The 21544-nt window shown below is 32.6% G+C and carries 24 protein-coding genes; 20 read left to right on the top strand and 4 right to left on the bottom strand.

What is annotated here, in order from left to right; all coding sequences use genetic code 11:
* The first annotated feature begins 2 nt into the window (after positions 1-2).
* The 19 genes from AC2D6V_RS03640 (at position 3) to AC2D6V_RS03550 (ending at position 17084) form a co-directional block, all read left to right on the top strand.
* Entirely contained in the window at positions 3-698 is a 696-nt protein-coding gene (locus AC2D6V_RS03640; RefSeq protein ID WP_484646688.1) for an ABC transporter ATP-binding protein, read from the top strand.
* Positions 699-860: 162 nt separating this feature from the next.
* Complete coding sequence (gene porW, locus AC2D6V_RS03635) at positions 861-3428, top strand: type IX secretion system periplasmic lipoprotein PorW/SprE (RefSeq protein WP_484646687.1); 2568 nt, start codon at positions 861-863, stop codon at positions 3426-3428.
* A gap of 11 nt (positions 3429-3439) precedes the next feature.
* Positions 3440-3865 carry a bactofilin family protein gene (locus AC2D6V_RS03630; RefSeq protein WP_484646686.1) on the top strand — a complete coding sequence of 142 codons (426 nt, stop codon included), beginning with the start codon at positions 3440-3442 and terminating at the stop codon, positions 3863-3865.
* The gene (locus AC2D6V_RS03625; RefSeq protein WP_484646685.1) at positions 3816-4055 is read left to right on the top strand and encodes an AtpZ/AtpI family protein; all 240 of its coding nucleotides are present in this window, start codon (positions 3816-3818) and stop codon (positions 4053-4055) included. Before AC2D6V_RS03630 ends, AC2D6V_RS03625 begins: the two co-directional genes overlap by 50 nt.
* Positions 4055-4441, top strand: a complete 387-nt coding sequence (locus AC2D6V_RS03620; protein ID WP_484646684.1) for a DUF6168 family protein — start codon at positions 4055-4057, stop codon at positions 4439-4441. The genes AC2D6V_RS03625 and AC2D6V_RS03620 overlap by 1 nt, the downstream gene beginning before the upstream one ends.
* Positions 4442-4635: 194 nt before the next feature.
* On the top strand, positions 4636-5730 hold the full coding sequence (gene atpB / locus AC2D6V_RS03615; protein WP_484646683.1) for a F0F1 ATP synthase subunit A: 1095 nt from the start codon (positions 4636-4638) through the stop codon (positions 5728-5730).
* Between the two features lie 35 nt (positions 5731-5765).
* Positions 5766-5957: an ATP synthase F0 subunit C gene (gene atpE / locus AC2D6V_RS03610; RefSeq protein WP_142784445.1), complete on the top strand. Its 192-nt coding sequence runs from the start codon at positions 5766-5768 to the stop codon at positions 5955-5957.
* An 80-nt stretch (positions 5958-6037) separates the two neighbouring features.
* Positions 6038-6538 carry a F0F1 ATP synthase subunit B gene (locus AC2D6V_RS03605; protein WP_484646682.1) on the top strand — a complete coding sequence of 167 codons (501 nt, stop codon included), beginning with the start codon at positions 6038-6040 and terminating at the stop codon, positions 6536-6538.
* A 7-nt stretch (positions 6539-6545) separates the two neighbouring features.
* Positions 6546-7082, top strand: a complete 537-nt coding sequence (atpH, locus tag AC2D6V_RS03600) for an ATP synthase F1 subunit delta (protein ID WP_484646681.1) — start codon at positions 6546-6548, stop codon at positions 7080-7082.
* Between the two features lie 44 nt (positions 7083-7126).
* Positions 7127-8707, top strand: coding sequence for a F0F1 ATP synthase subunit alpha (gene atpA / locus AC2D6V_RS03595; RefSeq protein ID WP_484646680.1), 1581 nt, complete (start codon positions 7127-7129; stop codon positions 8705-8707).
* Between the two features lie 66 nt (positions 8708-8773).
* The gene (gene atpG / locus AC2D6V_RS03590) at positions 8774-9634 is read left to right on the top strand and encodes an ATP synthase F1 subunit gamma (RefSeq protein ID WP_484646679.1); all 861 of its coding nucleotides are present in this window, start codon (positions 8774-8776) and stop codon (positions 9632-9634) included.
* Between the two features lie 183 nt (positions 9635-9817).
* Entirely contained in the window at positions 9818-10324 is a 507-nt protein-coding gene (locus AC2D6V_RS03585; RefSeq protein WP_484646678.1) for a hypothetical protein, read from the top strand.
* Between the two features lie 83 nt (positions 10325-10407).
* Positions 10408-11880 carry an oligosaccharide flippase family protein gene (locus AC2D6V_RS03580; protein ID WP_484646677.1) on the top strand — a complete coding sequence of 491 codons (1473 nt, stop codon included), beginning with the start codon at positions 10408-10410 and terminating at the stop codon, positions 11878-11880.
* Positions 11870-12304: a dUTP diphosphatase gene (gene dut, locus AC2D6V_RS03575; RefSeq protein WP_484646676.1), complete on the top strand. Its 435-nt coding sequence runs from the start codon at positions 11870-11872 to the stop codon at positions 12302-12304. The genes AC2D6V_RS03580 and dut overlap by 11 nt, the downstream gene beginning before the upstream one ends.
* Before the next feature lie 18 nt (positions 12305-12322).
* Positions 12323-13342, top strand: coding sequence for a sugar nucleotidyltransferase (locus tag AC2D6V_RS03570; protein ID WP_484646675.1), 1020 nt, complete (start codon positions 12323-12325; stop codon positions 13340-13342).
* 62 nt (positions 13343-13404) lie between these two features.
* Positions 13405-13722 (top strand): antibiotic biosynthesis monooxygenase family protein, encoded by a 318-nt coding sequence (locus tag AC2D6V_RS03565; RefSeq protein WP_484646674.1) that lies wholly within the window; start codon positions 13405-13407, stop codon positions 13720-13722.
* The gene (locus AC2D6V_RS03560) at positions 13715-15079 is read left to right on the top strand and encodes a tetratricopeptide repeat protein (RefSeq protein WP_484646673.1); all 1365 of its coding nucleotides are present in this window, start codon (positions 13715-13717) and stop codon (positions 15077-15079) included. The genes AC2D6V_RS03565 and AC2D6V_RS03560 overlap by 8 nt, the downstream gene beginning before the upstream one ends.
* An 11-nt stretch (positions 15080-15090) precedes the next feature.
* A complete protein-coding gene (gene lolB1, locus AC2D6V_RS03555; protein ID WP_484646672.1) occupies positions 15091-15858 on the top strand; it encodes a lipoprotein insertase outer membrane protein LolB1 in 768 nt (255 codons plus the stop codon).
* A complete protein-coding gene (locus AC2D6V_RS03550; protein WP_484646671.1) occupies positions 15858-17084 on the top strand; it encodes a murein hydrolase activator EnvC family protein in 1227 nt (408 codons plus the stop codon). Before lolB1 ends, AC2D6V_RS03550 begins: the two co-directional genes overlap by 1 nt.
* Before the next feature lie 51 nt (positions 17085-17135).
* Here AC2D6V_RS03550 and AC2D6V_RS03545 read toward each other — a convergent pair whose 3' ends face one another.
* From AC2D6V_RS03545 to AC2D6V_RS03535, 3 genes are all read right to left on the bottom strand, one after another.
* Positions 17136-17348, bottom strand: coding sequence for a DUF6515 family protein (locus AC2D6V_RS03545; protein WP_484646670.1), 213 nt, complete (start codon positions 17346-17348; stop codon positions 17136-17138).
* Between the two features lie 53 nt (positions 17349-17401).
* On the bottom strand, positions 17402-17911 hold the full coding sequence (locus AC2D6V_RS03540) for an acyl-CoA thioesterase (protein ID WP_484646669.1): 510 nt from the start codon (positions 17909-17911) through the stop codon (positions 17402-17404).
* Between the two features lie 88 nt (positions 17912-17999).
* A complete protein-coding gene (locus AC2D6V_RS03535; protein WP_484646668.1) occupies positions 18000-19343 on the bottom strand; it encodes an HU domain-containing protein in 1344 nt (447 codons plus the stop codon).
* Between the two features lie 100 nt (positions 19344-19443).
* On the opposite strand from AC2D6V_RS03535, the gene dprA reads away from it, so the two are divergent.
* A complete protein-coding gene (gene dprA, locus AC2D6V_RS03530) occupies positions 19444-20547 on the top strand; it encodes a DNA-processing protein DprA (RefSeq protein WP_484646667.1) in 1104 nt (367 codons plus the stop codon).
* 7 nt (positions 20548-20554) lie between these two features.
* On the opposite strand, the gene trpS is transcribed toward dprA, so the two are convergent.
* A complete protein-coding gene (gene trpS, locus AC2D6V_RS03525) occupies positions 20555-21523 on the bottom strand; it encodes a tryptophan--tRNA ligase (protein ID WP_484646666.1) in 969 nt (322 codons plus the stop codon).
* Positions 21524-21544 lie beyond the last annotated feature (21 nt).

Here is a 21544-nt window from a genome sequence, read left to right as displayed (position 1 = left end):
TTATGATAACAACATCTAATTTATCAAAAAAATACGCAGAAAATCAAGTTTTAAATATAGAATCCTTGGATATTCCAAAGGGACAAAGCTTTGGTTTGGTTGGAAATAATGGTGCAGGGAAAACAACATATTTCAGCTTGCTTCTAGATTTAATTCAACCAACAACAGGTTTTATAAAAAGTAATGATATTCAAGTAAACCAAAGTGAAGCTTGGAAGCCATTTACATCTGCATTTATAGACGAAAGCTTTTTAATTGGTTATTTAACTGCTGAAGAATATTTTTATTTCATAGGAGAATTGCGAGGTCAAAATAAAGCTGATGTCGACAAACTAGTTAGCCAGTTTGAAGATTTTTTTCACGGTGAAATATTAGGCCAAAAGAAGTATTTACGCGATTTAAGCAAGGGAAACCAAAAGAAAGCAGGTATTGTCGCTGCATTAATTGGTAACCCAGAAGTTATTATTCTAGACGAGCCCTTTGCCAATTTAGACCCCACTACTCAAATTCGCTTAAAGGAAATAATAAAAGGTCTAACTGAAAACAGAGATGTAACGGTGCTAATCTCTAGTCACGATTTATTGCACGTTACGGATGTTTGCGAGCGCATTGTAGTGCTTGAAAAAGGAGAATTAGTTAAAGATTTGGTTACCAGCGAAGCTACTTTAAAAGAACTTGAAGCGCATTTTACGAACTAGGACTTTCTTCAAAATCCACTGTATTTTATAGGTTAATCGAAAAAGATGCTTATTTTTACCTACTTGCATAATATATGTAAGTGTTTGTAGTTATTTATCATACCGATTTAATTATAAAATGACATTTTCTAATTGAGTTGGTATTAATCAAATAGTCAGGTATTGAAAACATCTATAAAAGCCATACTAACAATAATATGCGTCATATTTATACTCGCTAGTTGTTCTAGAAAAAAAGACAATTTTATAAGCCGAAATTTTCACGCTGTTGCTACAGAATTCAATGCGCTGTATAATGGCTATTTAGCACTTGAAGAAGGTAGAAATGACCTAAATGAAGATTATCGGGATAATTACTGGGAAGTTCTACCAATAGAGCGCATGGAGGTGTTTGATGAGATTGTATTACCAGGACAATCTAAAAATGAAAGTTTTAGTAAAGCTGAAGAAAAAGCAGTAAAGGCTATTCAGAAGCATACAATGAATATTGGAGGCAAAGAGAAAAACCCTCAAATTGACGAAGCATATTTACTACTTGGCAAATCGCGTTATTTTGATCAACGGTTTGTTCCCGCATTAGAAGCATTTAATTTTATTCTTTATAAATATCCGGCGAGTGATAAAATAAACCAAGCAAAAATTTGGAGAGAAAAAACTAACATCCGTTTGGAGAATGATGAGCTTGCTATTAATAACCTTAGACGCTTATTAAATCAGGAAGAACTCGAAGACCAAGACTTAGCAGATGCGTCTTCTATGTTAGCGCAAGCATATTTAAACACTAAATTAGTAGATAGTGCTATTGTTCAGTTAGAGATTGCATCCAATGCCACCAAAAGTGGTGATGAACGCGGTAGATATAAATTTATTCAAGGGCAACTATATAATCAATTAGGTTATAAAGATAGTGCTAACATTGCGTTCGATAAAGTTATTGAACTCAATAGGAAAACGCCTCGAATCTATATGATAAGCGCTCATATAGAAAAAATAAAAAACTTCGATTATAATAGTGGGAATAAACAAATTCTATTAGAGCAGCTTACCGAGCTTGAAGAAAATAGAGAAAACAGACCGTTTCTAGATAAGATTTATCATCAAATAGCAGAATATTATTTAAATAATCAATCCGATTCTTTAGCGGTTACATACTATAATAAATCACTTCGAACGAATACACAAGATAATTTACTCAAAGCGAAAAATTATGAAACGCTTGGTAATATGAATTTTGATGCTTCAGATTATAGAGAAGCAGGCGCTTATTACGATAGCACCATGATAAACCTTATGGTAGACTCTAAGCCTTATCGAGTTATTAAGAAAAAAAGAGATAATCTTGAAGATGTTATTTATTATGAAGATGTTGCTCAAATAAATGACAGCATTTTACATTTGGTGTATATGCCAGAAGCAGAAAGATTAGCGTTTTTCCAAAAGTTCACAGACGATTTAAAAACCGCTGCGGAGGAAGCTAAGGAAAAACGAGAAGCTGCAGAACGTAACAAAGGAATAATTACGGTTAATAATAAAATTGGAGGTCAATTACCAAATGCAGGAGCAGGTCTACCAGGGCAAACGGCTACGGCATTTTATTTTTACAATCCAACTACTGTAGCTTATGGAAAAAACGAATTTGCTAAAATTTGGGGAAACAGAGCTTTAGAGGATGATTGGAGATGGTCTAATAAAAGTAGTTCAAGTGGTTCTAGAAATCCTTTAGGCGGCGATATTTTGGCAACAGCAACAGAAGAAGAATTATACGACCCACAGTTTTATATAGCTAAAGTTCCTTCCGAGGAAAAAGAAATTGACAGTATTTCAAAAGAAAGAAACTTTGCCTACTACCAATTGGGATTAATCTACAAAGAGAAGTTTAAGGAATATGACTTAGCTAAAAGCAAATTTCAAAACTTGTTAAAGAGCAATCCTGAGGAACGATTGATTTTACCATCAAAGTATAATTTGTATAAAATCTATGAATTATTAGGAAAAAGTGATGAAGCATCCATTGCAAAAAATGACATTGTTTCTAATTATCCAGATTCAAGATATGCAACCTTATTAAATAACCCAGAATTGGCATCACTGACAGATGATAACAGTCCTGAAAATTTATACGAAAAGCTTTATGAGAAGTATGAAAACCAGGAATATACTGAGGTGATTTCTAAGTGTGAAGAGTATATTACAGCTTTCGATGGCGAATCAATTGTGGCAAAGTTTGAACTTTTAAAAGCGACTGCAACAGGACGATTATATGGATACAAACCTTACAGTGAAGCTATTAATTATATAGCCGTTACTTATGCGAATGCACCTGAAGGGATGAAAGCGCAGGAGATTGAATCAAAAATTATCCCGCAATTAGCAAATTCAGAATTTGTTCAATCAAATGATAGTATCGCTCAGAATTATAAAGTAGTATTTAAGTTTGATAACACGGAAGTTTCAGAAATTAATACTTTTAAAGACACCCTTAGCGGTTTTTTAAAGGGTGTTAAGTACTATAAATTAAAGGCATCTATGGATGTCTATGACCCTCAAACAACATTTGTACTCGTTCATGGTTTAACAAATGAACAGATTGCAAAAACGTTTGATCAATTGTTAACTAAAGAGGATTGGCGCAAAATAGCAAAACCTTACTTTGCGATGTCTTCTTCAAATTATCAAATTATTCAAATTCATAAGAATTTAGATTCGTATTTAAATACAAGTAATAATTAGCAAACAATATTATGTTCTCGGATAATAAAAAAGACAAAAACATGGTAGAAGGAACATCTAATCAAAATCTTATTGCTCAAGGCACTAAGATTGTAGGAGACCTTAATAGTGAGGGCGATTTTAGAATCGATGGCATTGTTGAGGGTAATATAAAAACCTCTGGAAAAGTAGTAGTTGGTAAACATGGTTATATAAAAGGAACTTTACAAGGCACCGATGCCTACTTTGAAGGTAAATTTTCTGGAAAATTGGCGCTTTCTGGAACATTAACTTTAAAATCGGCAGCACATATTGAAGGCGAAGTGGTTGTTGGTAAATTAGCCGTAGAGCCTGGAGCAACCTTTAATGTTACATGTATGATGAAGGGAGCTGTAAAAGAAATGAATAATGGTTCACCGCAAAGACAACAAAAAGCAGAATCAGAAAAAACAGCTTAAAAATGTCGCTATTTTATCTGGTATAGGAATACAAATGGGTGTAACAATTTATCTGTTTGTCCTTTTGGGTAAGTGGCTAGATAATAAGTTTAATGAAGGCGATAAACTATTTATTATAATTATGACGCTTCTTGGTGTTGGTATCTCGCTTTATGCTGTTCTAAAACAAGTCAATCGAATTAAATATTAATGAGTAATCCTTTTATTAGTTTTAGCATAAAAGTATTGTTGCTTTTAGCTATCGGATTTGGTATTCACCTAGGCGTTTTAAAATTCTTGAATCTTCCTTTATTCGAAAATAGAATAATAGCGTCCTATCTTGTTAATTTAACGTTAGTTATTGTTGTTTTTGGAGGACTATTTTTACTAAAAGACAAATACACAAGTCAATTGGGTTTTTTATTCTTAATTGGAAGTTTTCTAAAGTTTGCGGTTTTTTTTATTGTTTTTTATCCTTTCTACAAGCAAGATGGAGAAATAACTAAACTTGAGTTTGCTGCTTTTTTTGTACCCTACGTTTTGGGGTTAATTCTAGAAACGGTGAGCCTAAGTAAATGGCTAAACAAATTGTCATAATTTTATTTATGAATTCTTTATAATTGTATTGACAATAAGATTTATAGCGCAATAAAAAACCTTTTTAGTAGCGTATTTTTCAATGAAAAAATCAATAACGATTTCATAATTAAATAAAAGATAAAATAATTTTTGTTTTTGAGATAAAAACATACCTTTGCACCGATTTTTAAGCCACTATTATATAGAGTGATATGCGAAGAAAAATATCTTTAAAACCAATTACATTATTATTGCTTTTATTAACCTTTGTTTCTTATGGAAAAGAACAAGAGGGACACGGTGAAACTGAAACCGACAAAGCAACAGAGGTAAAAGAATATATCCAACACCACTTACAAGATTCATATGATTTCGGCTTGTTTTCTTATACAGCTGATAATGGTGAGCATAAGCATGTTGGATTTCCGTTACCAGTAATCCTTTGGGATAATGGCCTTAAGGTTTTTTCTTCTTCTAAATTTCATCATGGTGAAGAAGTTGCTGAGGCTGGAGGAGATTACTACAAAGTACATCACTCAAAAATTTATAAAGTAGATGGTCCAAACGGAGAGATAATTGAAGACGATCATCATCATGCTATTAACGAAAAGCCTTTAGATTTTTCAATCACTAAAAATGTTTCTTTAATTTTTCTAGTATTCGGTATTATGTTTTTTATGTTTAGCAGAATGGCTAAATCTTATAAAAAGAATAATGGTGTGCCAACAGGCATGGGGCGCCTATTAGAGCCTATTGTACTTTATGTAAGAGACGAAATTGCCAGACCTAATATTGGAGAAAAGCATTATAAGAGATACATGAGTTATTTATTAACTGTGTTTTTCTTTGTTTGGATAGTAAACTTGTTTGGTTTAACACCAATAGGAATGAATGTAACTAATAACATTGCTGTAACGCTTTGCTTAGCACTTATCACCTATTTAATAACAACGTTTTCTGGAAATAAGAACTATTGGAAACATATTTTCTGGATGCCAGGTGTTCCTGTTCCAATGAAAATAATATTAGCTCCAATAGAATTATTAGGAACTCTTATTAAACCTTTCGCATTAATGATTCGTTTGTATGCAAATATTACTGCAGGACACGTTGTTTTAATGAGTATTGTAGGGATGATATTTTTATTCCAAAATTGGTTAGGTAGTTCTTTATCATTTTTATTAGCGTTTGTTTTGGCTATTCTAGAGTTGCTTGTTGCTGCTTTACAAGCCTATATTTTTACAGTACTTTCAGCATTATACTTTGGTATGGCAGTTGAAGAACATGATCACGAAGAAGGTCATTAATAAATAGAATGTTTAATTAATTTAATATATATATTATGGAAATTCCAGCAATCGTAGGAGCAGGTTTAGTAGTTATTGGAGCAGGTATTGGTATTGGTAGAATCGGTGGTTCTGCTATGGATGCAATCGCTCGTCAACCTGAAGCTACAGGAAAAATTCAAACGGCTATGCTTATTGCAGCAGCCTTAATTGAAGGTATTGGATTTGCTGCATTATTTGCAGTTTAAGACAAACAAGAAACAGCTATAACGGTTGGTTATAGCTGTTCTTTTAAATTAAACATAAGTTTTTAGAAATATAAATTATTATGGGAAAATTATTTGAAGACTTTTCATTAGGATTATTTGTTTGGCAAGCGGTACTTTTTATTGCTTTAATTCTTTTATTAAAAAAATTCGCTTGGAAACCAATTTTGGATTCTGTTAACGATAGAGAAGAGGGTATAAAAAATGCATTAGATTCTGCTGAAAAAGCAAAGTTAGAAATGGAAAACCTTCAGGCCGATAATCAAAAGTTACTAAAAGAAGCTAGAGCAGAACGTGAGACTATGTTAAAAGAAGCACGTGAAATCAAAACCAAAATGATTGAAGATGCAAAAGGCGAAGCTCAAGAACAAGCAAATAAAATGATTACTCAAGCGCAAGCAGCTATTGAAAGCGAAAAGAAAGCAGCTATGGCAGAACTTAAAAACCATGTAGCTGGTTTATCTTTAGAGATTGCTGAAAAAGTTGTGCGTATAGAATTATCTAACAAGGACAAGCAATTAAAATTGGTTGAAACTATGTTAGGTGAAAAATCATTAAACTAATTATATAATGGCAGGAGCAAGAGCAGCAATACGTTATGCAAAAGCAGTACTAAGTTTAGCGTCAGATCAAAAATCGGCAGATGCTGTAAATAATGATATGAAGTCTATCGCTAAAACAATTGCAGAAAGCGAAGATTTAAGTAACATGCTTCAAAGCCCTGTAATACCTTCTTCAGCTAAAAAAGCTGTTTTATTGGATGTGTTTAAAAGTTCAAATAAGACAACTTTAGGGTTAATTGACATGTTGATTAGTAATAATAGAATAGATATTTTAGGTAATGTTGCTTCAAAATACAATCAGTTATTTGATCAATCAAAAGGAATTGAGTTAGCTACTGTTACAACTGCAATAGCTTTAACAACGGATTTAGAGAAGAAAGTTTTAGCAAAAGCTAAAGAGCTTACAGGAAAAAATGTTGAAGTAGAAAATATTATAGATGAAAGCATTTTAGGTGGTTTCATTTTACGCATTGGAGATGTACAATACAACGCAAGTGTTGTGAATCAACTAAGCAAACTAAAAAGAGAATTTACATTAAATTAAGACTTGCCCTGCGCGCAGTCGAAGGGTCTAAATACTAAATAGAGATGGCAGAAGTAAAACCAGCTGAAATATCAGCAATCTTAAAAAAACAACTTTCAGGTTTTGAAGCAAGTGCTTCATTAGATGAGGTAGGAACTGTATTAACTGTAGGTGATGGTATTGTACGTGCTTACGGATTAGCTAATGCGCAATATGGCGAGTTAGTAGAATTCGAAGGTGGATTAGAAGGTATTGTACTAAATCTGGAAGAAGATAACGTAGGTATTGTATTGTTAGGCCCTTCTGTAGGTGTTAGAGAAGGTTCTACGGTAAAACGTACTGGTCGTATCGCTTCTATTAATGTTGGAGAAGGTATTGTTGGTCGTGTTGTTGACACTTTAGGTAGTCCTATTGATGGTAAAGGACCAATTTCTGGTAAAACTTATGAAATGCCTTTAGAGCGAAAAGCACCAGGGGTTATTTTCCGTGAGCCAGTAACTGAGCCATTACAAACAGGTATTAAATCTATCGATGCGATGATTCCGGTAGGTCGTGGTCAACGTGAGTTGGTTATTGGTGACCGCCAGACTGGTAAAACAGCCGTTTGTATTGATACTATTTTAAATCAAAAAGAATTTTACGATGCAGGAGAACCTGTGTTTTGTATATATGTTGCTATTGGTCAAAAAGCATCAACAGTAGCTTTAATTGCTAAAACATTAGAAGAAAAAGGAGCATTAGCTTATACTACTATAGTAGCTGCAAATGCATCAGATCCTGCACCAATGCAAGTTTATGCGCCTTTCGCAGGTGCTGCTATTGGTGAGTATTTTAGAGATACTGGTAGACCAGCATTAATTGTTTATGATGATTTATCTAAACAAGCCGTAGCGTATCGTGAAGTATCTTTATTATTAAGAAGACCACCGGGACGTGAAGCGTATCCAGGTGATGTATTTTATTTACACTCAAGATTGTTAGAGCGTTCTGCAAAAGTTATCAATGATGATGAAATTGCTAAGGACATGAATGACCTTCCAGATTCTTTAAAACCTTTGGTAAAAGGTGGAGGTTCTTTAACAGCTTTACCAATTATTGAAACACAAGCGGGAGATGTTTCTGCATATATTCCAACAAACGTAATTTCTATTACAGATGGGCAAATCTTCTTAGATGGAGATTTATTTAACTCTGGTGTACGTCCAGCAATTAACGTAGGTATCTCGGTATCTCGTGTTGGTGGTAACGCACAGATTAAATCAATGAAAAAGGTAGCAGGAACATTAAAATTAGACCAAGCTCAATATCGTGAGTTAGAGGCGTTTGCTAAATTTGGTTCAGATTTAGATGCCGTTACTTTAAATGTAATTGAAAAAGGAAAACGTAATGTTGAGATTTTAAAACAAGCTCAAAACGATCCATTTACAGTAGAAGATCAAGTTGCAATTATATATGCTGGATCTAAAAACTTATTAAGAGATGTGCCTGTTGAAAAAGTAAAAGAATTTGAAAGAGATTATTTAGAATTCTTGAAAGCTAAACATGCAGGAGTACTTTCTACATTGAAAGCAGGAAAATTAACTGATGAAGTTACAGACACTTTAACGGCTGTAGCAAAAGATTTATCAGGGAAATATAGAGCTTAAGAAGTTCAAAGTTTAAAATTAATGTCACTCTGAGCGTAGTCGAAGAGTCTTTATAAAAAATAAAGAATGGCGAATCTTAAAGAAATACGTAACAGAATATCATCGGTGTCTTCTACCATGCAGATTACCAGTGCCATGAAAATGGTATCGGCTGCAAAGTTGAAGAAGGCACAAGATGCTATTACTGCTATGCGTCCCTATGCAGATAAGTTAACTGAGCTTTTACAAAGTTTAAGCGCAACCTTAGATGCAGATTCTGGAAGTAAATTTTCTACACAAAGAGAAGTAAACAATGTTTTAATTGTTCCTATCACATCTAATAGAGGTTTGTGTGGTGCATTTAATTCAAACATTATTAAACAAACACAAAATTTAATTAGTAATGTGTATGGAGACAAAAAGGTGTCTGTTGTTGCAATAGGTAAAAAATCTAATGATGCATTTTCAAAGCAAAACATTGTAATTGCTAATAAAAGTCAAGTTTTTGATGATTTAACTTTTGATAATGTTGCTGAAATTGCCGAAATGTTAATGGATAAATTTATTACTGGCGAATTTGATAAAATTGAAATCGTTTACAACAAGTTTAAAAATGCTGCAACGCAAATAGTAATGACAGAGCAATTTTTGCCAATCGTTCCTATGGAAGGTGAAGCAAATAATAATACTGATTATATTTTTGAGCCTTCAAAAGTTGAAATAGTTGAGCAATTAATTCCTAAGTCTTTAAAAACACAATTGTATAAAGGTATTAGAGATTCCTTTGCTAGTGAGCATGGAGCACGTATGACTGCAATGCATAAAGCAACAGATAATGCAACTGAATTGAGAGATCAACTTAAATTAACGTACAACAAAGCGCGTCAAGCTTCAATTACTAACGAAATTCTTGAAATTGTTGGTGGAGCAGAAGCACTTAATAATTAGGCAAAGCCAAATTATTAAAGAGAGATTAGAAGCTTTGAACAACTAAGTTGACAAAAAATAAATTGTCATCCTGAGTGCAGTCGAAGGGTCTAACGATAAATATCAAGCCTTACTTTTTTAGTGGGGCTTTTTTTATGGCATTAATTTTGGAAAGGGTATATTTATAATATTAAATGCAATGCCATGACTCCAATAAAAAACAAACTATCCTTTTTATTCATACCAGTATTTATGATGAGTTTTTCTCAGTGCGCAAGTACTAAAAAACTTCAAGATGAAGCTCCTTTAGAAATAGGACAATTAAGCTATCAAAGTTGGGTTGCTGGTATTGAAGGTGGTGGTGCAGGAGTTAATTTGTTTATTCCAATTGTAATGAATACTAATAATATTGTTTTAGATAGTGTTTATTTTCAGGGGAAACAGGTTAAGTTGGAACAAAAGAATAAATCACTTTACGTTGGACGTTTTAAAAAAGCTACAAATCAAAAAAAGGATATTGTTATGAGTAGTGACCGTCTTGCCGAAGTGAATAATCCTATTCCTGAAATTCCTAAAAAGATTCCATTTGAAATAAAGGAGGATGAATGTGTAGTAAGCTTTATAGATGAAAAAAAGACAAAATATTATAAAATTTCAGGTATCATAAAAAAAGAAGCGCAGTTTTACCCAAAGACTCCGCCAAGAAACTAATTTAGACAATACTCAAATCAACCATAGGTCGTTTGGTTTACGTTAGCTAATAACGTATTTTTAGCTGGATAAAACAACCTTACTTGAGCGCATTCAAAAATCTTTTTAAGCAAACATTTATTTATGGTTTAGCTACTGTGCTTCCTAGAATGTTAAGCTTTTTGTTAGTACCACTGTATACGACTAAAGGGGTTTTGTCATCTGTAGCAGAGTACGGTGAGGTTTCAGTCATATTTTCATATTTTGTATTATTCAATGTCGTCTTAGCTTATGGAATGGAAACTGCTTTTTTTAGATTCTTCAATAAAGAAGAAAATAAAGAAGGCGTTATTGGGACTTCTACAATTTCATTAATAATATCTTCATTAGGGTTTTTTATAATTGCTTTAATATTTCAAAATCAAATTGCTAATTATATTGATATAAATGTTAAATACATCAATTTAGTTATTTGGATTTTACTTTTAGATGCGCTAGTTATTATTCCATTTGCTTGGTTAAGAGCTACTCAGAAACCAATGCGATATGCGGTTGTAAAAATTTGCAATGTTGCTATTAATTTGGGTTTAAATCTATTTTTCCTTCTTGCATTAAAAGATTTGGCAAAGGGTATTTCTTTTTTCGATTCTATATATAAACCTGACTTTCAAATTAGTTATATTTTTATTTCGAACCTAATTGCGAGTGGCGCTACGCTGCTATTTATGCTACCGTTTTATGCTAAAATTAAGTATGTATTTAGTAAAATTTTATGGAAAAAGATGTTTCGCTATGCATTTCCAGTTTTAATAGCTGGAGTTGCGTTTTCAATTAACGAAACGTTTGATCGAATTCTTTTAAAAGAATTGCTGCCCGCTAATATTGCCGAAACAGATATAGGAATGTATTCTGCATGCTACAAAATAGCCTTATTTATGACTTTGTTCGCTACGGCATATCGTTTGGGAATTGAACCTTATTTTTTTAGTCATGCTAAAAGTGATAATCCACAAAAAAATTATGCTAGAATATTAGAGTTTTTTGTGGCTTTTGGTTCGATTATTTTGCTAGCAGTAGTTGTTTTTGCAGATGTTTTAAAACCAATTATTGTTAGAAGCGAAGCCTATTGGGAAGCTATGTGGGTGGTTCCTATTATTCTTATGGCTAATTTTTGTTTAGGAATTTATCACAACCTCTCGGTGTGGTATAAAATTACAGACCGGACAAAATATGGCATGTATATTTCGATTGTAGGGGCAATAATTACTCTGGTAATCAATTTTGCGTTTATTAGCGAGTATAGTTATAAAGCATCAGCTGTGGCAACTTTAGTTGCCTATGCAATTATGATGGGACTATCATATTACTTCGGAAGAAAATATTACCCAATACCTTATAATCTAAAAAAAATAGGACTCTATTTATTAGTGTCAGCGTCATTTTCTTTAGTGTCATTTTACCGATATAGAGAGGAATATATTATAGGAATATCTTTGTTAGTTGTATTTTTGGGACTAGTATATTTTCTTGAACAGAAAGCAATAAAGCAATTATTAATTAGAAAAAATGCAAATTAAAATAATAAACAAATCCAATCACGATTTACCACACTATGAAACCATAGCTTCGGCAGGAATGGATTTACGAGCGAATATATCAGAATCAAGAATTTTAAAACCATTAGAACGTAGTATTGTAGGCACAGGGCTATTTATAGAACTTCCTATAGGAATAGAAGCCCAAGTTCGCCCTAGAAGTGGTTTGGCTGCTAAAAAAGGAATCACGGTCCTCAATGCACCAGGAACTATTGACGCTGATTATAGAGGTGAAATAGGAGTTATTCTAGTAAATCTTTCAAATGAAGATTTTATTATAAATAGTGGTGAGCGTATTGCGCAATTGGTCATTGCAAAACATGAACGGGCAGAATGGGAACAGGTTGAAATATTATCTGATACTGATCGAGGTGCTGGAGGTTTTGGAAGTACGGGAACCAAATAAACAATTTAACTTTAAAAAATGAAAATAATAGTACCAATGGCAGGGCGAGGCTCTCGTTTACGCCCACATAGTTTAACAGTGCCAAAACCATTGATCCCAGTAGCTGGACAACCGATTGTTCATAGACTTGTAAAAGATATAGCCAAAGTATTAAAACAACCAATTGAAGAAATTGCATTTGTTTTAGGCGATCCAGCATGGTTTGGCGATGATGTAGTTTCTAGTCTAGAAAAATTAGCTACGGACTTAGGAGCAAAAGCGTCTATTTATCGTCAAGACAAACCATTAGGGACTGGGCACGCAATTATGTGCGCAAAACCTTCATTATCAGGTCCAGCAGTAATAGCCTATGCAGACACGTTGATTCGCGCTGAGTTTGATTTAGATCCTGTTGCAGATAGTGTTATTTGGACAAAACAAGTCGACAATCCAGAAGCTTATGGAGTGGTTAAATTAAATACAAATGGTGAAATTGTAGAACTTGTGGAAAAACCAAAAACCTTTGTAAGTGACCAAGCCGTGATAGGTATTTATTACTTTAAAGATGTTGCAGTCTTAAAAGGAAAACTACAAGAAATTCTTGATGAAAACGTTATGAATGGTGGTGAATATCAAATTAACGATGGTATTAAACGCATGATGGCAGAAGGGAAGGTTTTTAAAACAGGTAGAGTTGATGAGTGGATGGATTGCGGGAATAAGGCAATTACCATTGAAACCAATCAAAGAATGTTGGGTTTTTTAAATGACGATGGAGAAGAGCAATTGGTAGCATCTTCTGTAAAGCTTGACAATGCAAGCATAATAAAACCGTGTTTTCTGGGTGAAAACGTTACTTTAAAAAACACAACCGTGGGGCCTCATGTTTCCATAGGAAATAATACAACCATTGAAGATTCAATCGTTAAAAATAGCTTAATACAAAGTCATACTACTATTAAAAATGCTAATTTAGACCAAGCAATGATTGGTAATCACGTAAAGTATGATGGTAATTATACTTCAGTAAGTATTGGTGATTACTCAACTTTGGAATAATATTTGAAAACATATTGTGTGAAACATCATTGGGTATCACATAAATTAAATTATTGGCCAATATGCATATTGTAATGTATCTTTTTGTTGTAAAGAAAAATCATGAAAAACAATTTATGGATTCTTGGAAAGGGTTAACAAGTTTGATATATAAATATCATGGAAGTCTAGGGTCTAGACTGCATAAAAAATCATCATTCGAATATATAGCTTATGCGCAATGGCCAAATAAAGATAAATTCGAAGCTGCTTCTGGAGGAGAATTACCTCAAGAAGCGAATAAACATAGAGATTTAATGCGACTGGCATGCGATAAAATAGAAGTAATTAATAAGTTTGATGTTGTTGAAGATTTACTCGCTAATAAATTAAATGACTAAGAAAGAACTATACATATTTACTTTTCTTATTGGGCTATTTATTATCCCAAAGGTAAATTATGCGCAGGTAGATTTTAATAAAAGACCAGACGATGATTTAGGCGTTGTTGAAGATAAATTTCAAGAACATTTTTATGAAGCGCTGAAACAAAAGGGAATTGAAAACTATGGTCGTTCTGTTGAAGCGTTATTAAAATGCATAGATCTGGACGATTCCCTGGCTGTTTTGTACTTCGAGTTGGGAAAAAATTATTTTAAACTTAAAAATTTTGGAGCTGCTGAAGATGCTCTAAAAAAAGCAGTTAATAAGGAACCAGATAACGAATGGTTTTTAGACGAGCTGTATGGCTTTTATGCAGAACAGAACGAATATGATAAAGCAATAAAAACGGTTAAGCAACTAGTTCAATATCATCCCGATTATAAGGAAGATTTGGCATCGCTTTACATCAGAATTAAAAAGTATGACGATGCACTTGTGTTATTGGATGAATTAGACACAAAGCTAGGTGTTTCTCTATCTCGCGATGCGATGCGAAATAGAATTTATGAGGCAACTGGGCGTAAAAAAGATCAAATTAAAAATTTAGAAAAAAGGGTAGATACTAATCCGAATAAAGAGTCTAATTATTTAGCTCTTATTTTCAGATATAGTGAGAACAATCAGAAAGAGAAGGCGTTTAAAACGGCAAAAGAATTACTTGAAATAAATCCAAATTCTCAATTAGTTCATCTAGCACTTTATAAATTTTATTTAGATGATAATGCTCCAGAAAAGGCAATAGAATCTATGAAAATTGTTTTGAAAAGCACAAAAATAAAACCGGACGCTAAGCTTAAAGTGTTATCAGATTTTGTAAAATTTGTAAAAGAAAGCCCTCAGTTTGAACCCGATTTACTAGAAGCAACAGCATTAGTTTCAAACGGGAATGATAAAAAGTCTATGGTAGAATTAGGGCAGTATTATTTAGTAAAAGGAGATAAAACTAAAGCACTTACTTATTTTGAGAATGCATATAATTTGGAACCAGATAATTTTCAGGTTTTAAGAAATATATTATTATTAAAAATAGACTTAAAAGATTTTGAATCTGCTAAAAGTCAAAGTTCCAATGCGCTTTTAAAATATCCATCACAACCATTATTTTATTTAATAAATGGCGTTGCTTTAAATGAATTGAACAGTCCAAAAGAAGCTTCAGAAATTCTTGAAGAAGGTTTAGATTACATTATTGATGACACTAAAATGGAAAGCGATTTTTACACACAATTAAGTAAGGCATATACCTTATTAAACAATACGACCAAGGCAAAAGCGTTTAGTGATAAAGCTAAACAATTGCAGACATCTAATTAAAAAATATTTTTTTGAAAAACTATTTATCTATATTAATCGTCTCGAGTCTATTTTTGGTTGGCTGTAAATCGTCTAAAACAATTGGCTCTGGCGAAGCTAATTATGATTTGTCGGCAAAGCAAGTCATTAGAGAGAATGCAAAGAAAGCCCCAGAATTCAATACGCTAGCATCCCGCGTAAAGATTGATATTGTTGAAGGAGAAAAAGTTAAAGGTTATACCGTTAACATGAGATTAGAGAAAGATAAGAAAATATTGCTTATGTCTACACCTATTTCAGTTGTTAAAGCACTTATTACACCAGAAAAAGTAAGTTTTTACAATAAACTAGATAACACTTTTTTTGAGGGAGATTATGCTTATTTAAGCGAGTTGTTGGGAACCGAATTAGATTTTAAAAAGGTTCAAAATTTATTAATTGGCGAGGCTTTGTTTAATTTAAAAGAAGAACCCTATAAAGTTTCTATCCATGAAAAATCATATGCACTTCAACCAAAAAACCAATTAGAATTATTTGAAATATTCTACTTATTAAACCCTTCTCATTTCAAAATTAAATCGCAACAAATATCACAACCTAATGAATTTAGACATTTGCAAATTGACTATTTAGCGCATCAAGAAGTAGATAAACAAGTGTTGCCAGAACGTATAAAAGTGATTGCAGTTGAAGCGAACGATGAAATGGTTATGGATTTAGAGTTCAAAGGTGTATCATTAAACGAAAAATTAAGATTTCCTTTTAAAATTCCTTCGGGATATGATGAAATAAAGCTTTAATGACTAAACATAAGTACATATTTAAACTTCCTCTATTTATTTTTTTACTATTTACTGCCTTATTGTTTTCGCAAAATAATAAGCAACAACAATTAGAAAATAGAAGACAAGAATTACGTAGAGAAATTCAGAAGATAAATGAATTGCAAGCCGAAAATAAATCGAAAGAGAAATCGCAATTGTCTCTAATTGAAGACTTTAATTATAAGATTAGCGTTCTTAATAATCTTATAAAAGTAACAAATCAACAGGCGAATCATTTAACTAGAGAAATTAACTCCAATCAAAAAAAAATAAGCTCACTTCGTGATGAACTAAAGCAACTTAAGGCAGATTATGCAGCAATGATTGTAAAATCATATAAAAGCAAGAACACACAAAGTCGCGTTATGTTTTTGTTGTCTTCAAACGATTTTAAACAAGCTTATAAACGACTTCAATACATAAAACAATACACAAATTATCAAAAGCAACAAGGAGAATCGATAAAAAATAAAACTTTAGAACTTCAAGATATAAATACAAGTTTATTAAAACAGAAGGATGATAAAAAGAAACTTATTGCAGATAATAGAATAACTCAAAAATCACTAGAATCAGCTAGGGTGCAACATCAAGATTTAATGAAATCCATTAAGTCAAATATAAACAAATACACTGCTCAAATAAGGTCAAAACAACGTGAGGCTAATAAAATAGACAGAGAGATTGAAAAAATAATTAAAGCAGCTATAGCACGATCTAATGAAAAAGCTGGAAAATCTGTAACGGCTGCAAGTTTTGCGTTAACTGCTGAAGAAAAAATACTAGCCTCTAATTTTATAGCGAATAAAGGAAAACTGCCTTGGCCAGTAGAAAAAGGTTTTATTAAAGTACGCTATGGTGCACAGCCACATCCTATAAATAAATCCTTAACCATTAAGAGCAATGGGGTACGTATAGCTACAGAAAAAGGTGCTAAAGTACGTGCTGTTTTTAATGGTGAAGTGATAGGTATAATAACCATGAAAAATGTAAATCCACTCGTAATGATTCGACATGGTAATTACATAACCACATATAAAAACCTATCTAAAGTGTATGTAAAAGAAGGTGATAAGGTTACTACAAAACAAGAAATTGGGGAGGTTTTTACTAATAGGTCTACCGGCGAATCTATTTTAAGTTTTGTTGTTTCAAAAGAAAGTACCACTCAAAATCCTTCATCTTGGATATATAAAATGTGACACAAGGCGCCGCCCTCAACCTGTTTCAGGATCTCATTTTGGAGTAATTAATTAAACTCTTACCGCAAAAAAGCCTCTACGCGTTTTTTTGTAATGTTTACCATTCCAGAAATAGTATTTTTTGCCTTTAACTTTTACAATTTTGTAATGCCTAGGAGTTGTTTTTATAACAGTTACATTGGCTGGCCTTGTAGTAACATGTGTAGCACAAGATGAAAGGCTAATAAGGCAAATTGTAGAAAATAAAATTAAACAAGTTCTCATAGCATAAAATTTAGGGGTTTACTATAAGACCTAATTTTGATGAAAAAGTTTAATTATTCAAATAAAGCCTTTAATTCAACTGCTTCGTTGGGTTTTATTTTTCCAGCTAAAAGTAAGCTTAATTGTTTTCTTCTTAACGCAGCATCATAACGCTCTTTTTCTAAATCAGATTCGGGAAGGACTTCAGGGACTACTATAGGACGACCTGTTTCATCTACAGCAACAAAAGTGTAAATGGCTTCATTGGCTTTTGTTTTAGCTCCAGATTCTCGATCTTCCATCCATACATCAATAAAAATCTCCATAGATGTTTTGAAAGCACGAGACACCTTAGCTTCAACAGTTACAACACTTCCTAGAGGCACTGCTCTATTAAACGCTACGTGGTTAACAGAGGCCGTAACAACAATACGTCTACTGTGACGTCTTGCAGCAATACTCGCAGCTCGATCCATACGCGCAAGTAATTCTCCACCAAATAAATTATTAATTGGATTAGTTTCGCTTGGTAAAACCATATCGGTCATAATGGTTTTTGATTGAGATGGCGTTTTTGCTTTCATGCTTTCTTTTTTAAAGATGGCACAAAGGTACTACCCTTTTAAGGATTTAAGAAGTAAAATAATAGTGAAAAATTAAAAGGAGAAACTATTATTTTTCAACCTTTACTAGGGAAATTTTATCTGTAACTTTTGAATTTCTTTTTGAAGTAAATGCTTCTTTAGCTTGCTCTATGGTTGTAAATTTTTTGTTATACACGAAATATTTTTGGCTGTCTTCGTCAAAGAAAAAGTCAATTTTAGAATGCCCTTTTGAAGCTAATTCATTTAAGAAAATGTCTTTTTCCGAAACATTTGAAAAAGTGCCAACTATTGAATAAAAACCACTTTCCAAGTTATCTACGCCTTTTATTATTGGAATAATATTTGGGTTGTGTGTATTAGTAAAATCGCCTTCATTCATTAAGCTTTCTTTTCCTGGGTTGGAAATTATATTGCTACTTGAAAATTCCTCCGTTCTAAGTGTTGCTGTTTTATTAAGGTTATTATTCGGTTTAGCTTTATTCAAATCTTGAATCATTAACCAAGCATCTTGATTATGAGTGTTTTTAATTTTCCGAAGCGCTTTTAATGCATCAATCCGATTTTCATAACTTGCATAAACTACTTGGTGTAACCCATATTTATTAGCGCCAATTTTTCTCGCTGTATAGCCATCTACTTTTAGTTGGTCAATTTTTTTATCACAGTTTTCTTCAATTCTAAAAGCGCCAGCGACTATATGATAATTTCCGGTCTGTTTAGTAACATTTAATGTAATGGCAGGAATTGGGTTTAAACTAAATGTCGCTTCCTGTATTCTGGTTTCAAGTTGTTGATTTGCTTGTTCTTGAGCTAATCGATTATGACTTTCAATCTGACTAACATAGTAATTAGAAGCTCCAAAACCACCAAGGGTTAATGCAATTAAGGCAACAGCTGCGTATTTTAAATAAGGTCTTGCCTTGCGTTTTTCAGGAGTAACAGATATAGGAACAACCTTTTCAATCGCTTCAGCCGTTTCTTTATAAACTTCTCTAGTAATAATTGGAGACTCAAACTTAGATAAACCGAAAGAATCGGTTAAGTAATTAAGATGATATGAAGGGTCGAATAAAATCTTACCATCTTTATTAAATACAATATCTCCAATGTTTTTAAATGTAAGCGTTTCACCTTGTGTTAAATAGGCTTTTAAAATTTTAACACGCTTATCAATTTTCTTGTTAGCAACTTCAAAAGGGATTTTTTCAATATCAGCAATATAATGAGCTAGTAACCCATCATTTTTTTGAATTTGCTCATTGAAAGAAATCATTTTTTTTGGCGGATAAAACGCATTCGATGAATCTTCAATAGTAGCAGAAATACGTCTTGTTAAAAACGCTCCAAAGTTAGGAATAGTAACACATTCGTATCTGAAAAGTAAATCGCTAATGTAGGTTTCTAATTGCATGAAAACAAAGTTAAAAAAATATACATGCGAATAAAATTTAGATAGAAGTATTTATTAACAGTCTAAAAATTCTTTTCTTGTAAGTGAAAAATAAAGATAAATGACTGAAACCAATTTACTATATACTTTAGCGCTGCAGCATGTTCCAAATATTGGAGATATTCTTGCAAAAAGACTTATTTCGCATTGTGGATCATCAGAAGCTGTTTTTAAAGAAAAGAAGCAAGCGTTGGTTAAAATTGATGGGATTGGTAGTGTTATCTTAAAAGATTTGCTAAATGCAAATCATCTAAAGGAAGCTGAAAAGGAAATAGAATTTATCTCAAGTAATAACATCAAAGTTTCTTATTTTCAAGATGAAAATTATCCCAACAAATTAAAGCATTGCATAGATGCTCCTATTTTATTATTTGAAGTTGGAAATATTAATTTAAAAAACAGGCATATAATTAGCATTGTTGGAACAAGAAAAATAACAACTAATGGTATAGCAACCTGTGAGCGTTTAGTTGAAACTTTGGCGCCATACAATCCAGTAATTGTTTCTGGGTTTGCTTATGGAACTGATATTACAGCGCATAAAGTAGCTATTAAAAATAACCTGCAGACTATAGGTTGTTTAGCACATGGATTAAACCAAATTTATCCCAAAGTTCATAAAAAGTATATGACTGATGTTGAGAAAAACGGTGGCTTTTTAACCGATTTTTGGAGTATTGATAATTTTGATAGAAATAATTTTTTAAAAAGAAACAGAATTATAGCAGGTTTAAGTGAAGCTACTATTGTAATTGAATCTGCTGAAAAAGGCGGGAGCTTAGTAACTGCAGATATAGCAAATTCATACAATCGAGATGTTTTCGCTTTACCAGGTCGCATAACAGACAGTCAAAGTATAGGATGCAATAATTTAATAAAACACCAAAAAGCACACATGCTTACTACGCCTTTGGATATTCCTTATATGTTGAATTGGCAGCTGGAAGAGCAAGAAAAACAGTCAGTTCAAAAGCAATTATTTGTTGAGCTTGATACGCCTGAAAAAGTAATTTATAATTATTTAAAAGAAAACGAGAAACAACAATTGGATGTTATTGCTATTAATTGTAATCTGCCAATTTTTAAAGTGGCTAGTATATTGTTAACAATGGAATTAAAAGGTGTTGTTAGGCCTTTACCCGGCAAGTTATTTGAGCTTGTGTAGTAATTTTTTAATATCCAACCTTTCCTCTAACTCTTTGTAGCACCTCGTTTGCAACTAATTTTGCTTTGTTTGCACCTAAAGTAAGCGCCTTATCAACTTCGTTGAGGTTATTCATATAATAGTTATATTTCTCACGTTCAGAAGCAAACTTCTCGACTATTAATTCAAACAAAGCCTGTTTTGCGTGCCCATAGCCATAACCACCCTTTTCATAATTTGCTTTCATAGTTTCAATTTTAACATCATCAGCTAATAAACTATAAATCGCAAAGCAGTTACAACTAGCCCAATCTTTAGGTTCGTCAAGAGGCGTGCTGTCTGTTTGGATTGTCATAATTTGTTTTCGTAATTTTTTATCATCCAAAAATATATTAATTGTGTTCCCTTTACTTTTGCTCATTTTTTCACCATCAGTGCCAGGAATTAGCATCGTATCTTTTTGTATATCTGCCTTTGGTAGCACAAATGTTTCTCCTACCTTGGTATGAAAGCGAGATGCGACATCACGCGTCATTTCAATATGTTGCTCTTGATCTTTTCCAACAGGAATAATTTCTGCATCATATAGTAAAATATCCGCAGCCATAAGCATCGGGTAGGTAAACAAACCAGAGTTTACATCTTCTAATCTATCGGCTTTGTCCTTAAAACTATGCGCTAATGTTAAACGCTGATATGGAAAAAAACAACTTAAATACCAAGTTAGTTCAGTTACTTGAGGCACATCACTTTGTCTGTAAAACACACTATTTTCAATATCTAATCCAAATGCTAACCAAGTTGCAGCAGTAGAATAGGTGTTCATTTTGAGCATTTCTGCATCTTTTATTTGCGTGAGCGAATGTAAATTGGCTATAAATAAATAAGAATCATTCTCATGTTTTTCAGCCATTTTAATTGCAGGCATAATAGCGCCTAAAATATTTCCTAAATGTGGAGTTCCTGTACTTTGTATTCCAGTAAGAATGCGTGCCATAAATTTGTTATTAATCGCAAA

This window comes from Algibacter sp. YIN40 (assembly GCF_057219435.1).
This window is presented reverse-complemented; position numbering and strand designations above follow the sequence as displayed.